At 54.0% G+C, this 14,548-nt stretch carries 13 protein-coding genes; 10 read left to right on the plus strand and 3 right to left on the minus strand.

What is annotated here, in order from left to right:
* Positions 1–181: 181 nt before the first annotated feature.
* Genes rnc through acpS form a run of 5 tightly spaced genes read left to right on the plus strand, consistent with a single transcriptional unit; the run spans position 182 to position 3,643 of the window.
* Positions 182–862, plus strand: a complete 681-nt coding sequence (gene rnc / locus EHN13_RS22210; RefSeq protein WP_003037579.1) for a ribonuclease III — start codon at positions 182–184, stop codon at positions 860–862.
* Complete coding sequence (era, locus tag EHN13_RS22215) at positions 859–1,764, plus strand: GTPase Era (RefSeq protein ID WP_048210889.1); 906 nt, start codon at positions 859–861, stop codon at positions 1,762–1,764. Before rnc ends, era begins: the two co-directional genes overlap by 4 nt.
* Before the next feature lie 27 nt (positions 1,765–1,791).
* On the plus strand, positions 1,792–2,520 hold the full coding sequence (gene recO / locus EHN13_RS22220; protein ID WP_061068364.1) for a DNA repair protein RecO: 729 nt from the start codon (positions 1,792–1,794) through the stop codon (positions 2,518–2,520).
* Positions 2,521–2,531: 11 nt separating this feature from the next.
* Entirely contained in the window at positions 2,532–3,263 is a 732-nt protein-coding gene (pdxJ, locus tag EHN13_RS22225; protein WP_003838383.1) for a pyridoxine 5'-phosphate synthase, read from the plus strand.
* Positions 3,263–3,643, plus strand: a complete 381-nt coding sequence (gene acpS / locus EHN13_RS22230) for a holo-ACP synthase (RefSeq protein WP_003037588.1) — start codon at positions 3,263–3,265, stop codon at positions 3,641–3,643. Before pdxJ ends, acpS begins: the two co-directional genes overlap by 1 nt.
* 29 nt (positions 3,644–3,672) lie before the next feature.
* On the opposite strand, the gene EHN13_RS22235 is transcribed toward acpS, so the two are convergent.
* Together EHN13_RS22235 and EHN13_RS22240 are read right to left on the minus strand one after the other, a co-directional pair.
* On the minus strand, positions 3,673–3,933 hold the full coding sequence (locus EHN13_RS22235; RefSeq protein WP_124022092.1) for a YfhL family 4Fe-4S dicluster ferredoxin: 261 nt from the start codon (positions 3,931–3,933) through the stop codon (positions 3,673–3,675).
* A 55-nt stretch (positions 3,934–3,988) separates the two neighbouring features.
* Positions 3,989–4,837: a MurR/RpiR family transcriptional regulator gene (locus EHN13_RS22240; protein ID WP_048210891.1), complete on the minus strand. Its 849-nt coding sequence runs from the start codon at positions 4,835–4,837 to the stop codon at positions 3,989–3,991.
* A gap of 117 nt (positions 4,838–4,954) precedes the next feature.
* On the opposite strand from EHN13_RS22240, the gene murQ reads away from it, so the two are divergent.
* Genes murQ through tadA form a run of 4 tightly spaced genes read left to right on the plus strand, consistent with a single transcriptional unit; the run spans position 4,955 to position 8,415 of the window.
* Positions 4,955–5,848, plus strand: coding sequence for an N-acetylmuramic acid 6-phosphate etherase (gene murQ / locus EHN13_RS22245; protein WP_061068362.1), 894 nt, complete (start codon positions 4,955–4,957; stop codon positions 5,846–5,848).
* 9 nt (positions 5,849–5,857) lie between these two features.
* Positions 5,858–7,222, plus strand: a complete 1,365-nt coding sequence (locus EHN13_RS22250) for a PTS transporter subunit EIIC (RefSeq protein ID WP_048210893.1) — start codon at positions 5,858–5,860, stop codon at positions 7,220–7,222.
* Between the two features lie 3 nt (positions 7,223–7,225).
* Entirely contained in the window at positions 7,226–7,861 is a 636-nt protein-coding gene (yfhb, locus tag EHN13_RS22255) for a phosphatidylglycerophosphatase C (RefSeq protein WP_061068361.1), read from the plus strand.
* A 17-nt stretch (positions 7,862–7,878) separates the two neighbouring features.
* A complete protein-coding gene (tadA, locus tag EHN13_RS22260) occupies positions 7,879–8,415 on the plus strand; it encodes a tRNA adenosine(34) deaminase TadA (protein WP_101742030.1) in 537 nt (178 codons plus the stop codon).
* A 12-nt stretch (positions 8,416–8,427) separates the two neighbouring features.
* Here tadA and mltF read toward each other — a convergent pair whose 3' ends face one another.
* Entirely contained in the window at positions 8,428–9,978 is a 1,551-nt protein-coding gene (mltF, locus tag EHN13_RS22265; protein WP_124022093.1) for a membrane-bound lytic murein transglycosylase MltF, read from the minus strand.
* A gap of 257 nt (positions 9,979–10,235) precedes the next feature.
* On the opposite strand from mltF, the gene purL reads away from it, so the two are divergent.
* Positions 10,236–14,123: a phosphoribosylformylglycinamidine synthase gene (gene purL, locus EHN13_RS22270; protein WP_124022094.1), complete on the plus strand. Its 3,888-nt coding sequence runs from the start codon at positions 10,236–10,238 to the stop codon at positions 14,121–14,123.
* Positions 14,124–14,548 lie beyond the last annotated feature (425 nt).

The raw sequence follows: 14,548 nt of genomic DNA on the forward strand, positions 1-14,548 counted from the left end.
ATTAATTCCCTCAGACTAACGACATCCCTTGTCGTTGTGTATAGAATATTCCCCCGAAGTTTTAGGTTGGCACCGTCAGGTTGCCACGGCACACGAAACAGCATTGGTCTCTCTAATGACGGGTGTATATCAGGTCTGTTTCGTGTGCTGAATTGTTGACGCATTCATTTATTGGTATCGCATGAATCCCATCGTAATTAATCGGCTTCAACGGAAGCTGGGCTACACTTTTAATCATCAGGAGCTGTTGCAGCAGGCATTAACTCACCGTAGTGCCAGCAGCAAACATAACGAGCGTTTAGAATTTTTAGGCGACTCTATTTTGAGCTTTGTTATTGCGAATGCGCTGTATCACCGTTTCCCTCGAGTGGACGAAGGTGACATGAGCCGCATGCGCGCCACGCTGGTGCGTGGAAATACGCTGGCTGAATTAGCCCGTGAATTTGACCTCGGTGAATGTTTACGCCTGGGACCGGGCGAGCTGAAAAGCGGTGGTTTTCGTCGCGAATCAATTCTGGCGGATACCGTCGAAGCGTTGATCGGCGGCGTCTTCCTCGACAGCGATATTCAAACCGTTGAACAGCTGATCCTGAACTGGTATCAAACGCGTCTGGACGAAATTAGCCCAGGCGATAAACAAAAAGATCCGAAAACGCGCCTGCAGGAGTATTTGCAGGGTCGCCACCTGCCGCTGCCGTCTTATCTGGTGGTGCAGGTTCGTGGTGAAGCACACGATCAAGAATTTACTATCCACTGCCAGGTTAGCGGCCTGAGTGAACCGGTGGTTGGCACAGGTTCGAGCCGTCGTAAGGCTGAGCAGGCTGCCGCCGAACAGGCGTTAAAAAAACTGGAGCTGGAATGAGCATCGACAAAACCTATTGCGGATTTATTGCCATCGTCGGTCGCCCGAACGTCGGCAAATCCACCCTGTTGAATAATCTGCTTGGGCAGAAGATTTCCATTACCTCACGTAAGGCTCAGACAACACGTCACCGTATTGTTGGCATCCATACTGAAGGCGCGTATCAGGCGATTTATGTCGATACCCCGGGCCTGCATATGGAAGAGAAACGTGCCATCAACCGCCTGATGAACAAAGCGGCCAGCAGCTCGATTGGTGATGTTGAACTGGTTATTTTCGTTGTGGAAGGCACCCGCTGGACGCCGGACGACGAAATGGTGCTCAACAAGCTGCGCGACGGTAAAGCGCCGGTAATTCTGGCCGTGAACAAAGTAGACAACGTTCAGGAAAAAGCCGATCTGCTGCCGCACCTGCAGTTCCTGGCAAGCCAGATGAACTTCCTCGATATCGTGCCGATCTCTGCCGAGACCGGTCTGAATGTCGATACCGTTGCGGGCATCGTACGTAAGCATCTGCCGGAAGCTATCCATCACTTCCCGGAAGATTACATCACTGACCGTTCTCAGCGTTTTATGGCTTCTGAAATCATCCGCGAAAAGCTGATGCGTTTTCTGGGGGCTGAACTGCCGTATTCCGTTACTGTGGAAATTGAGCGTTTTATCTCCAACGAGCGCGGTGGTTACGATATTAACGGTCTGATCCTCGTTGAACGTGAAGGGCAGAAAAAGATGGTTATTGGCAACAAAGGGGCCAAAATCAAAACCATCGGCATCGAAGCGCGTAAAGACATGCAGGAGATGTTCGAAGCGCCCGTTCACCTCGAACTGTGGGTGAAAGTGAAATCCGGCTGGGCCGATGACGAACGCGCGCTGCGTAGCCTCGGTTACGGCGACGACGTCTAAACCCATCTTCTGAAACACGGCGAGTATATGGAAGGATGGCAACGAGCCTTTGTCTTGCATAGTCGCCCCTGGAGCGAAACCAGTCTCGTGCTGGACGTCTTCACGGAAGAGTCGGGTCGCGTGCGCCTGGTGGCTAAAGGCGCACGTTCTAAACGTTCTAATCTCAAAGGCGCACTCCAGCCTTTTACCCCGTTGTTACTTCGCTTTGGCGGCCGCGGTGAGGTCAAAACCCTGCGTAGCGCTGAAGCCGTTTCTCTGGCGCTCCCTCTTAGCGGTATCACGCTGTACAGCGGCTTGTATATCAACGAACTTATCTCCCGCGTCCTCGAGTACGAGACCCGTTTTTCTGAACTCTTTTTCGATTATCTGAATTGTATCCAGGCGCTGGCTGGTGCGACGGGTTCGCCAGAGCCTGCGCTGCGTCGCTTTGAGCTGGCCTTACTTGGACATCTGGGGTACGGCGTCGATTTTACCCATTGTGCGGGCAGCGGCGAGCCGGTAGACGACACTATGACCTATCGTTACCGGGAAGAAAAAGGGTTTATCGCCAGCGTAGTGATCGATAATTCCACTTTTACCGGACGCCATCTCAAAGCACTTGAGTCGCGTGAATTTCCTGATGTCGATACGTTACGCGCCGCGAAACGCTTTACCCGCATGGCGTTAAAGCCGTATCTTGGTGGTAAGCCGTTAAAAAGCCGGGAACTGTTCCGGCAATTTATGCCAAAACGCGCGGTAAAAACAAATAATGATTAACGAGGATTGTCATGGCTGAATTACTGTTAGGCGTCAATATTGACCACATTGCCACGTTACGTAATGCACGCGGCACCGCATACCCGGATCCGGTTCAGGCGGCGTTTATCGTTGAGCAGGCGGGTGCGGACGGTATTACCGTACACCTGCGTGAAGACCGTCGCCATATCACCGACCGTGACGTGCGTATTTTGCGCCAGACGCTGGATACGCGCATGAATCTGGAAATGGCAGTCACCGAAGAGATGCTGGCAATCGCCGTCGAGACGAAGCCGCATTTTTGCTGCCTGGTGCCGGAAAAACGTCAGGAAGTTACCACTGAAGGTGGTCTGGACGTCGCCGGTCAGCGTGACAAGATGCGCGATGCCTGCAAACGCCTGGCGGACGCAGGCATTCTGGTTTCGCTGTTTATCGATGCTGACGAAGAACAGATTAAGGCCGCTGCGGAAGTTGGCGCGCCGTTTATTGAAATTCACACCGGCTGTTACGCCGATGCGAAAACCGATGCGGAACAGGCCAGCGAACTGGCGCGTATCGCCAAAGCGGCGACTTTTGCTGCCAGCCTGGGCCTGAAGGTGAATGCGGGTCACGGCCTGACGTATCACAACGTTAAAGCCATTGCGCGGATTCCGGAAATGCACGAGCTGAATATTGGCCATGCCATTATCGGACGCGCGGTGATGAGCGGTCTGAAAGACGCCGTGGTGGAAATGAAACGCCTGATGCTGGAAGCGCGTGGCTAATGGCTATTCTGGGATTAGGCACGGATATCGTGGAGATTGCCCGCATTGAAGCGGTGATCTCCCGTTCCGGTGACCGTCTGGCAAGACGCGTGCTCAGTGACAACGAATGGGCAATCTGGGAGACGCATCAGCAGCCGGTGCGTTTTCTGGCAAAGCGCTTTGCGGTCAAAGAGGCGGCAGCAAAAGCCTTTGGCACGGGTATTCGCAATGGGCTGGCGTTTAATCAGTTTGAAGTCTTCAACGATGAACTCGGTAAGCCGCGTCTGCGGTTATGGGGGGAGGCGTTAAAACTGGCGGAAAAACTGGGTGTCGCGCATATGCATGTGACGCTGGCCGATGAGCGTCACTACGCCTGCGCCACGGTGATTATCGAGAGTTAGATTCTGCACGTTGCCGGATGGCGACGCGGTTAAAGTTTATCGGCGTAGTGCATCAGCACAAACTTATCCCACAACTGCTCTTCCGTTTCGACATGTGCCGGATCTTTCAAAATAGTATTGGGGATCGGGCACACCTTCTGGCAGGTTGGCGTGTCGTAATGGCCAACGCATTCCGTACATTTGTCGCTGTTAATCTCGTAAATGCTGTCACCCATCGAAATTGCCTCATTCGGGCATTCGGGTTCGCACATATCGCAATTGATACACTTTTTAGTGATTAACAGGGCCATCAGGAAACTCTCAAAACATCACAAATCGGGCGGGCATTATACGCGCATTCTTTGCTCAGACCAGTTTTTTTACCAGTGCTTCGCTGTGGCGAATGCGTTCCGGAGCATGTTCTAAATCTTGCTGAACCAGCGCCATAAACAGTAAATCCGTGAGCATCATCTGCGCGTGCGTCGATGAAATTGCCGCGCTGCGTGTTGCTTGTTCTTCGGCAATCGTATACAGGCAATGGCTTGCTCGCTGTTGCAGGGCGTTCGGTGTAAATCCAGTGATGGCGAGGATTTTCGCGCCGGTGCGCAACGTTTCATCCGCAGCCAGGTTGAGCTCGCGGCGCTCTCCGGTATACGAAATCGCCAACAGGAGATCGCCCGGCGAAAGCGCCTGTACCGTTGCCAGCAGGGCGTGCATATCGCGTTCCACTACCGCGTTAAAACCTATTTTCAACAGTTTCCAGGCAAAATTCTGTGCTACCAACCCCGATGCACCAATTCCGGTCAGGACAATGCGTCGGGCGGAGCGTAACAATGCGACGCTTTCCATCAGCTTTTCTTCGCTGTTGATATCCAGTGTGGCGTGCATGGCCGCCACGTTCTCCTGAATCAGTTTTTCACCCACCAGACGCATAGGGTCGTCGCCGCGAATCTGATTATGCACTGGGATAGAGTGGGGATTGGGATTACTGGCCAGTGCTTCACTGATCGCCAGTTTGAGTGCAGGAAATCCTTTGAAACCCATCTTTTGCGCGAACTTCACCACGCTGGACTGGCTGACGCCCGCTTCAAAGGCGAGTTGCTGTGAACTGAGATGACGCGCAGTATCCGGCTGTGCGAGGAGGTAATCCGCAAGCTTTTTATCGCTTTGCGCGAGGTCCGGGTAACGCTGACGAATGCGAATCAAACAGTTCATGCTGTCTCCTGGCGAAAACGTGATGGCGATTACAAAACAAAATTTCACTCGCCTGGGTGAATATTATATTCCATTATAACGGATTACTATGAATTAAAAATTCCTAAGGAACAAAAAATGAATCTCGGTGCGTTAGTGTCAGAAAGCCGCAATCCTCAGACCATGGATCTTGATGCGTTATCCACACTTGAGTTGGTTCATCGTTTTAATCAACAGGATACGCTGGTAGCCGTTGCTGTAAAAGCAACGCTGACTGAAGTTGCGCTTGCGGTCGATGCAGCGGCTGACGCGTTAAAAGCGGGTGGACGGATTATCTACATGGGGGCGGGGACCAGTGGGCGTCTTGGCGTACTGGATGCGTCTGAGTGCCCACCGACTTTTGGTGTACCGCATGGACGGGTTGTTGGCCTGATTGCTGGTGGGCCGGGCGCATTGCTGAAGGCCGTTGAAGGTGCAGAAGATAACCCGCAGCTGGGTGAAGATGATCTTCGTTCGCTCAACCTTACGGCTCAGGATGTGGTGGTGGGTCTGGCTGCATCCGGGCGTACACCGTATGTGATTGGCGGCTTGCAATATGCCCGTTCCGTTGGCTGCACCACGGTGGCGATTTCCTGTAATCCGGATTCCCCCATCGCGCGTGAAGCGGACATCGCCATATCACCGGTTGTTGGCCCGGAGGCTCTGACAGGGTCAACGCGACTGAAGTCCGGTACTGCGCAAAAACTGGTACTCAATATGATTTCTACCGGCGCAATGGTGAAGTTTGGCAAGGTGTATCAGAACCTGATGGTGGATATGAAAGCGACCAACGTTAAGCTGGTAGACCGGGCTTGTCGCATGGTCGTGGAAGCTACCGGTATTGCGTATGACCAGGCGCAAGCTCTGCTGAAACAGACCGATTTTGATGTTAAGCCCGCCATTCTGATGGCTCTCACGGGGCTCGATGCCGCTGCAGCCCGCGAAAAGCTTGCCGCTCACCAGGGTTTTTTACGCGCGGCGTTAGAACACTAAGAGGTGTATATGGATAAGACGGCGGTGCTGGCCAGCGATATCCTGCTGGGCGTGGGCGGAGAGAAAAATATTCTGCGCCTGGAAAACTGTATGACCCGCGTCAGAGTGGAGGTACAGGATGACGCTCAGCTCGATATTTCCCGACTCAAGCAACTGCCGGGCGTTAGCGGCTACGTGAAGCAAGGGGCGCAGCACCAGATCATTGTCGGCCCCGGCAAAGCCGCGAAAGTGGTCGATGCCATGCGTTCCCTGATTGCCGATGGCGGCGAACGTTCCAATGTGGGGGATATTGAGCGAACAAAATCAGAGGCCAAAGCGAAGTACAAAGCGCCGATGAGTGACGCGCTACGCAAGCTGGCTAACGTTTTTATCCCGCTTATTCCGGCGTTTATCGCCTCCGGTTTGATTACCGGCATCATTAACATCCTTAAGCGACCGGATATCGTTGGGGATTTTGCGACCCACTATCCAAATATGCTTGGGCTGATGGGAATATTTGGCAGCGCCGTGTTTGCCATCATGAATATTCTGGTCGGAGTGAATACCGCCAAAGTATTTGGCGGTTCGCTGGCGATGGGCGGGGTGATGGCCGGTATTCTCTCCAGCCCGCAACTGGCGCAAATTACCTTGTTTGGCGAGGCATTGCAGCCGGGACGCGGTGGAGTGATCGCAGTGCTGCTGGTGGTGGCGTTGATGTGCTGGATCGAACGCAAATTCCGCGAAGTGCTGCCGGAGTCTCTCGAACTGATCCTCAATCCACTGCTGACCACCCTTATTACCGGGACAATCGCCATTGTGGCGCTGCAACCGCTTGGCGGCTGGATTTCTGAATCGATTGCTCACGGCGCATCCTGGGCTATCGATCGCGGCGGTTTCCTGGTGGGAGCCGTGCTGGCTGGGACTTTCCTGCCGTTGGTGCTCACCGGACTTCATCAGGGGTTGGTGCCGATCCACGTTGAACTGGTACAGGCGCATGGTTATAACGCGCTCTTTCCTATTCTGGCGATGGCAGGAGTGGGGCAAATCGGTGCGGCTATTGCGGTACTGATGAAAACCCGTAACGCACGGCTGAAAAAAGTGATTAAAAGCGCGCTGCCGGTTGGATTGCTGGGCATTGGTGAACCGCTGATTTTTGGGGTGACGTTGCCATTAGGCAAGCCGTTTATCGGTGCCTGTCTCGGTGGTGCAGTCGGTGGGGCGCTGATCAGCTACTGGAAGGTGGCGACGGTCATCACCTTTGGCATCTCGGGATTGCCGCTGGCACTGACGATTGTTGCCGGAAAAGTGATGTTCTATCTGTTAGGCTATCTGGTAGCGGTTATTGCCGGGTTCCTGTTTACCTGGCTATTGGGGTTCAACGATCCAGAGGAATAAGGTTTGACCAGTCACCAGCGTCGCGTTGTTTTTTTTGATTTGGATGGCACGTTACACCAGCAGGATATGTTCGGTAGTTTCTTACGTTTTCTGCTGCGTCGCCAACCGCTAAATGCGTTGCTGGTGCTGCCCCTGTTGCCAATTATTGCGCTGGCAATGTTAATTAAAGGGCGCGCCGCCCGCTGGCCCATGAGCCTGCTGTTATGGGGCTGTACCTTTGGTCGCAGCGAAGCGCGTCTGAAAGCGCATCAGGCCGATTTTGTGCGCTGGTTTCGCGGGCATGTGACGGCATTTCCGGTCGTGCAGCAGCGTCTGACGACGTACCTGTTAAGCTCCGATGCTGATATCTGGCTTATCACCGGTTCTCCGCAGTCGCTGGTCGAGCAGGTTTACTTCGACACGCCGTGGCTACCGCGTGTCAATCTGATCGCCAGTCAAATGGCGCGGGGATACGGTGGCTGGGTATTGCCGCTACGCTGTCTGGGGCATGAAAAAGTCGCGCAACTGGAACGGCAGATTGGCGCACCGCTGTCTCTTTACAGCGGCTACAGCGATAGTAAGCAGGACAATCCACTGCTCTCTTTTTGCCAGCATCGCTGGCGCGTCACGCCGCGCGGAGAGCTGCAACAACTCGAATAGAGTAAACGATAGCGTCTGTGTATAATGCGCCCGCTTTGATTACTGGAGTTACCCCTTTGTCTGAAGTTGAATTTAGCCACGAATACTGGATGCGTCATGCTTTAACGCTGGCTAAGCGCGCCTGGGATGAGCGTGAAGTCCCGGTGGGTGCGGTATTGGTACATAACAACCGCGTTATTGGCGAAGGCTGGAACCGACCGATTGGCCATCATGATCCTACCGCCCACGCTGAAATCATGGCGTTGCGCCAGGGCGGTCTGGTGCTACAAAACTACCGTCTGCTGGATGCAACGTTGTATGTAACACTGGAGCCGTGCGTGATGTGCGCAGGCGCGATGGTCCATAGCCGTATCGGTCGGGTGGTTTTTGGCGCACGCGATGCGAAAACGGGCGCTGCCGGGTCATTAATGGATGTGCTGCATCACCCTGGAATGAATCATCGGGTTGACGTGACCGAAGGGGTGTTACGCGATGAATGCGCCACGCTGCTCAGTGATTTCTTTCGCATGCGTCGGCAGGAAATCAAAGCGTTGAAAAAATCTGCCAATCAGTAAATACCAATCAGACTACTTGTCCTCTTTCTTCTGTGCTGAAAACAGCAGAGAAGGGGAGTGCGACAGATAGTTTGACGACGTCTGAGTCAGAAACGCTGAAAGCGGAAATTTATCTTTACCCAACAGCTCAGCCGGTGACACAGCCGGGTAATCCTGTGCCAGTTGCTGCGTTTCCTGCGCCTGTTTTTCTTTCTCCTGCAGATACCCCACCAGGCTAATCTGGTATTTACGGATGTTTTCCACATAGGCGTAGGCTTCGTGACCGCGCGCATAGCCATAGGTCAACTTGTTGTAATACGGCTTTTGGCTGAGCAGCGGCAGACGCTGTTTTACGTCGGACCAACTGTTCGGATTACCTTTGGTTTTCACCGTCAGCGCCCGGGCATCCAGCATGTGCGCATAACCCATGTTGTAGGCGGCAAGCGCAAACCAGATACGTTCCCCTTCGGGGACGGTATCCGGCACTTTGCTCATCATGTCCTGCAAATACCGCGCGCCGCCGCTGATGCTCTGCTCGGCATCGGTACGGTCAGTTAGCCCGAGACTCTGGGCGGTATTTTTGGTCAGCATCATCAGCCCGCGTACACCGGTCGGGGAAGTCGCCTGCGCGTCCCAGTGCGACTCCTGATAGGATATTGCGGCGAGCAGTCGCCAGTCTATCTCTTGCGCATATTTCTCAAACAGCGGCTTCAGGTCCGGCAACACGCTGTCTACGGCGCGCAAAAAGGTGCGGGTATCAACATAGTCAAAATCATCGCCATGCCCAAGGTACTTTTCTTCCAGTCGCGCAAGCGAGCCGTCTTCATTCATGGTATTGAAGAAATCCAGCAGGGCAGCAGACAGCGTATTGTCATCGTCCAGACGACTGAACCAGGTCACCGGCTGTTCGTCAGAGACGTCCAGCGCCACGGCCAGCTCAGGATGAACGCGCTGATATAAGCTGATGGCAACGGAATCGGCAATGGTGTAATCCAGCTTACCGGCGATGACATCATCAAGCAGTTCAGTGGTGCCCTTTTTCTCATCAACTTTCCAGCTCAGATCGGGGAATTTTTTCTCTTTTAGCTGCTGGAGGTCGTTAACCACTACGTGCCCCGGGGCGATAGTCAGTTGGTTTTCGTTCACGGTGGCAAGCGTGCGCGGGCGGTATTGCCCAACCCGATACACCAGTTGTTGCGATACGGAATAGTAGGTCGGACCCGGCTGATAATTTTTAACGCGCTCGCTGTTATACACCAGACCAGCGGCTAACAGATCGGCATTACCGTTATCCAGGTCGTCAAAAAGCTGGCTGATGTTCTGGCGTACGGTGATTTTCAGCTTCACACCCAGGTAGTTGGCGAAGGCTTTGGTCAGTTCGTAATCCAGGCCAAACTTTTTCCCATTAAGCGCGGCGTAAGTGAGCGGAGAGTCGATGGTACTGACGCGCAGCTCTCCCCGCGACTGAATGGCGGCGATACGATTGTCGGCTTTACCGAACCAGGGGATAGATGGCCAGAGGGCCGCTGCCAACAACAGCGTCAAAATACCGATGAACAGATAATTAATCTTTAATTTTTTCAATTAGTTAATTCTCTGAACCGTACGTTGTCTCTGCGTGCTGTGGTATTGATTAAGAAGTGAAGTCGTCATTAATGAGCGGCATTTTGCTTAAACTTGCGCCAGTTGGCAACTTATTCAGAAACCAGACCGCATTTGATGATAAGAAGAGGCCGTGATTTTATTTCGACGCAAACGGTTTCGTCGGCGCGCCAGATTCTTTATAATGACGCCCGTTTCCCCCACTTGGGCACACTGAAAGCTTAGAAGACGAGAGACTTATGATGGAAATTCTGCGTGGTTCACCTGCACTGTCTGCATTCCGTATTAACAAACTGCTGGCACGTTTTCAGGCTGCCAACCTCCAGGTCCACAATATTTACGCCGAGTACGTCCATTTTGCTGATCTGAATGCACCATTGAATGAGGATGAGCGCGCGCAACTTGCACGTCTGCTGAAATATGGTCCTGCTCTTCACAGCCACGCCCCTGAAGGCAAACTGCTGCTGGTCACGCCTCGCCCGGGTACCATTTCCCCGTGGTCTTCTAAAGCGACTGATATTGCCCATAACTGCGGCCTGCAACAGATTAGCCGCCTGGAACGTGGCATTGCCTGGTATGTTGAGGCCTCCACGTTGACCGCTGAGCAGTGGCTGACGGTTGCCGATATTTTGCACGACCGCATGATGGAAACGGTTTTCTCTGCGCTGAGCGATGCTGAAAAACTGTTTGTTCATCACCAGCCTGCGCCGGTTTCCAGCGTTGACCTGCTTGGTGAGGGACGCCAGGCGCTGATCGACGCTAACCTGCGTCTGGGCCTGGCGCTGGCGGAAGACGAAATCGACTATCTGCAGGATGCGTTTACCAAACTGGGACGCAACCCGAACGACATTGAACTGTACATGTTCGCGCAGGCTAACTCCGAGCACTGCCGCCACAAGATTTTTAACGCCGACTGGGTTATCGATGGTAAACAACAGCCTAAGTCGCTGTTCAAGATGATCAAGAATACCTTCGAAACCACGCCGGACCACGTGCTGTCTGCCTATAAAGACAACGCCGCGGTAATGGAAGGTTCTGAAGTGGGCCGCTATTTTGCCGACCACAAAACTGGCCGCTACGATTTCCATCAGGAACCAGCCCACATCCTGATGAAGGTAGAAACTCATAACCACCCGACGGCTATCTCTCCGTGGCCAGGCGCGGCAACCGGCTCTGGCGGTGAAATTCGCGATGAGGGTGCAACCGGTCGTGGTGCAAAACCGAAAGCCGGGCTGGTAGGCTTCTCCGTCTCCAACCTGCGTATTCCTGGCTTTGAACAGCCGTGGGAAGAAGATTTTGGTAAGCCGGATCGTATTGTCACCGCACTGGATATCATGACCGAAGGCCCGCTGGGTGGTGCTGCGTTTAACAACGAATTTGGTCGTCCTGCGCTGACGGGCTACTTCCGTACCTATGAAGAAAAGGTTAACAGCCATAACGGCGAAGAGCTGCGCGGTTACCATAAACCGATCATGCTGGCAGGTGGGATCGGCAATATCCGTGCCGATCACGTACAGAAAGGCGAGATCGTGGTGGGTGCTAAGCTTATCGTCCTCGGCGGTCCGGCGATGAACATCGGTCTTGGCGGTGGGGCTGCATCATCCATGGCTTCCGGTCAGTCTGATGCCGATCTTGATTTCGCTTCTGTACAGCGCGACAACCCGGAAATGGAACGTCGCTGCCAGGAAGTTATCGACCGTTGCTGGCAGATGGGCGATGCCAACCCGATTCTGTTTATCCATGACGTTGGTGCGGGCGGCCTGTCTAACGCCATGCCGGAGCTGGTCAGCGACGGCGGCCGCGGTGGTAAGTTCCAGCTGCGTGACATCCTCAGCGACGAGCCGGGTATGAGCCCGCTGGAAATCTGGTGTAACGAATCTCAGGAGCGCTATGTGCTGGCGGTTGCCGCCGACCAGCTACCGCTGTTTGACGAACTGTGTAAGCGTGAGCGCGCGCCGTATGCGGTGATCGGTGAAGCCACCGAAGAACAGCATCTGACTCTGAGCGATAGCCACTTCGACAATCAGCCGATCGACATGCCACTCGATGTGCTGCTGGGTAAAACGCCGAAAATGACCCGCGATGTGCAGACGCTGAAAGCCAAAGGCGATGCCCTGAATCGTGGCGAAATCTCGATTGCAGATGCGGTTAACCGTGTGCTGCATCTGCCGACTGTTGCTGAAAAAACGTTCCTCGTGACTATCGGCGACCGTACCGTTACCGGTATGGTGGCGCGCGATCAGATGGTTGGTCCATGGCAGATCCCGGTCGCCAACTGCGCGGTCACTACTGCAAGCCTTGATAGCTACTACGGCGAAGCGATGTCTCTCGGCGAGCGCGCGCCAGTCGCATTACTCGACTTCTCAGCCTCTGCGCGTCTGGCGGTCGGTGAGGCACTGACCAACATTGCGGCAACGCAGATCGGCGATATCAAACGCATTAAACTGTCGGCCAACTGGATGGCGGCTGCGGGTCACCCTGGCGAAGACGCCGGACTGTACGAAGCGGTAAAAGCCGTTGGAGAAGAATTATGTCCGGCGCTTGGCCTGACCATTCCGGTGGGCAAAGACTCTATGTCGATGAAAACCCGCTGGCAGGAAGGCAACGAACAGCGTGAAATGACCTCGCCGTTGTCGCTGGTGATCACCGCCTTTGCCCGCGTGGAAGATGTGCGCCACACGATTACCCCGCAACTGTCTACTGAAGACAATGCGCTGCTGCTGATTGATCTTGGTCTTGGCCACAATGCGCTGGGTGCGACGGCGCTGGCGCAGGTTTACCGTCAACTGGGCGATAAGCCTGCCGATGTGCGTAACGTAGAGCAGCTGAAAGGCTTCTACGACGCCATTCAGGCGCTGGTGGCACAGCGTAAGCTGCTGGCCTACCACGACCGCTCCGACGGCGGCCTGCTGGTTACGCTGGCGGAAATGGCCTTCACCGGCCACTGCGGCGTTGAAGCAGACATCGGCACTCTGGGCGATGATCATCTGGCGGCGCTGTTTAATGAAGAGTTGGGGGCTGTCATTCAGGTTCGCGCCGCTGACCGTGAAGCGGTTGAGGCGTTGCTGGCTCAACATGGCCTGGCCGATTGCGTGCACTATCTGGGTAAAGCCGTGCAGGGCGACCGCTTCGTGGTCGAAGCAGATGGTCAGGCGGTGTTCAGCGAAAGCCGTACTACTCTGCGTATGTGGTGGGCGGAAACAACCTGGCAGATGCAGCGTCTGCGCGACAATCCAGAGTGCGCCGATCAGGAACATAACGCTAAAACCAACGATGCCGATCCTGGCCTCAACGTTAAACTGTCGTTTGACATCAACGAAGATATTGCGGCTCCGTATATCGCTACCGGTGCGCGTCCAAAAGTGGCCGTGCTGCGCGAACAGGGCGTTAACTCCCACGTAGAAATGGCGGCCGCTTTCCACCGTGCGGGTTTTGACGCTATCGACGTGCATATGAGCGATCTGCTGGGCGGACGCATCGGCCTGGGTAACTTCCAGGCGCTGGTAGCCTGCGGCGGCTTCTCTTACGGCGATGTACTCGGCGCAGGGGAAGGTTGGGCGAAGTCGATTCTGTTCAACAACCGCGTGCGTGATGAGTTCGAAACCTTCTTCCACCGCCCACAAACGCTGGCACTCGGCGTGTGTAACGGTTGTCAGATGATGTCTAACCTGCGCGAGCTGATCCCAGGAAGCGATCTGTGGCCACGCTTTGTGCGTAACCACTCCGATCGCTTTGAAGCGCGTTTCAGCCTGGTCGAAGTGACACAAAGCCCGTCTCTGCTGCTTGCCGGTATGGTTGGGTCACAGATGCCAATCGCAGTTTCTCACGGCGAAGGTCGCGTAGAAGTGCGTGACGATGTACATCTGGCAGGACTGGAGAGCAAAGGGCTGGTGGCACTGCGCTACGTTGATAACTTCGGTAAGGTGACCGAAACCTATCCGGCTAACCCGAACGGTTCGCCAAACGGTATCACTGCTGTTACCACCGAAAATGGTCGTGTAACCATTATGATGCCACACCCGGAACGCGTGTTCCGTACCGTGAGCAACTCCTGGCACCCGGAAAACTGGGGCGAGGATAGCCCGTGGATGCGTATCTTCCGTAATGCGCGTAAACAGCTCGGTTAATTGGCCTGCAATCATCAAGCCCCTCTTCGTGAGGGGCTTTTTTTATATCACAGGCCGGATAAGGCGTTTACGCCGCCATCCGGCAATAAACTCAGCGCTTATGCCACAAAATTAAAGTGTCGGGAAATCCCGACATTGGCAGGGTTGGCTTGTCGCCAAAAAGAGACACTTAATGATTTGATTTATAATGATTTTGTTTTTAAGTACAGCGAGTGTTGCTGATTAGCGACAGAATGAACAAAAAACACTCAACTCTTATTTTTACACAATTATTCATATTTCTTATATTTATCATTGTGTTAATAAAGTGTTTTGAATATTGGCACAGATGCTGCATAATATTAACCAGTGGCTCATTCACCTTCTTATGTCAGCCCCTTCGGGACGTGCTACATAAACTTCGAATGACGCACAACAAGGTGCCT

Origin of the sequence: Citrobacter youngae, assembly GCF_003818115.1 — a bacterium.
Taxonomy (GTDB): Bacteria; Pseudomonadota; Gammaproteobacteria; order Enterobacterales; family Enterobacteriaceae; genus Citrobacter; species Citrobacter youngae.

Excerpts from the sequence above, each read along its gene's own strand:
- EHN13_RS22240 (WP_048210891.1), bottom strand. The coding sequence starts at position 4,837 with ATGAACTGTTTGATTCGCATTCGTCAGCGTTACCCGGACCTCGCGCAA.
- era (WP_048210889.1), top strand. The coding sequence starts at position 859 with ATGAGCATCGACAAAACCTATTGCGGATTTATTGCCATCGTCGGTCGC.
- EHN13_RS22235 (WP_124022092.1), bottom strand. The coding sequence starts at position 3,933 with ATGGCCCTGTTAATCACTAAAAAGTGTATCAATTGCGATATGTGCGAA.
- pdxJ (WP_003838383.1), top strand. The coding sequence starts at position 2,532 with ATGGCTGAATTACTGTTAGGCGTCAATATTGACCACATTGCCACGTTA.
- acpS (WP_003037588.1), top strand. The coding sequence starts at position 3,263 with ATGGCTATTCTGGGATTAGGCACGGATATCGTGGAGATTGCCCGCATT.
- rnc (WP_003037579.1), top strand. The coding sequence starts at position 182 with ATGAATCCCATCGTAATTAATCGGCTTCAACGGAAGCTGGGCTACACT.
- EHN13_RS22250 (WP_048210893.1), top strand. The coding sequence starts at position 5,858 with ATGGATAAGACGGCGGTGCTGGCCAGCGATATCCTGCTGGGCGTGGGC.
- murQ (WP_061068362.1), top strand. The coding sequence starts at position 4,955 with ATGAATCTCGGTGCGTTAGTGTCAGAAAGCCGCAATCCTCAGACCATG.
- purL (WP_124022094.1), top strand. The coding sequence starts at position 10,236 with ATGATGGAAATTCTGCGTGGTTCACCTGCACTGTCTGCATTCCGTATT.
- recO (WP_061068364.1), top strand. The coding sequence starts at position 1,792 with ATGGAAGGATGGCAACGAGCCTTTGTCTTGCATAGTCGCCCCTGGAGC.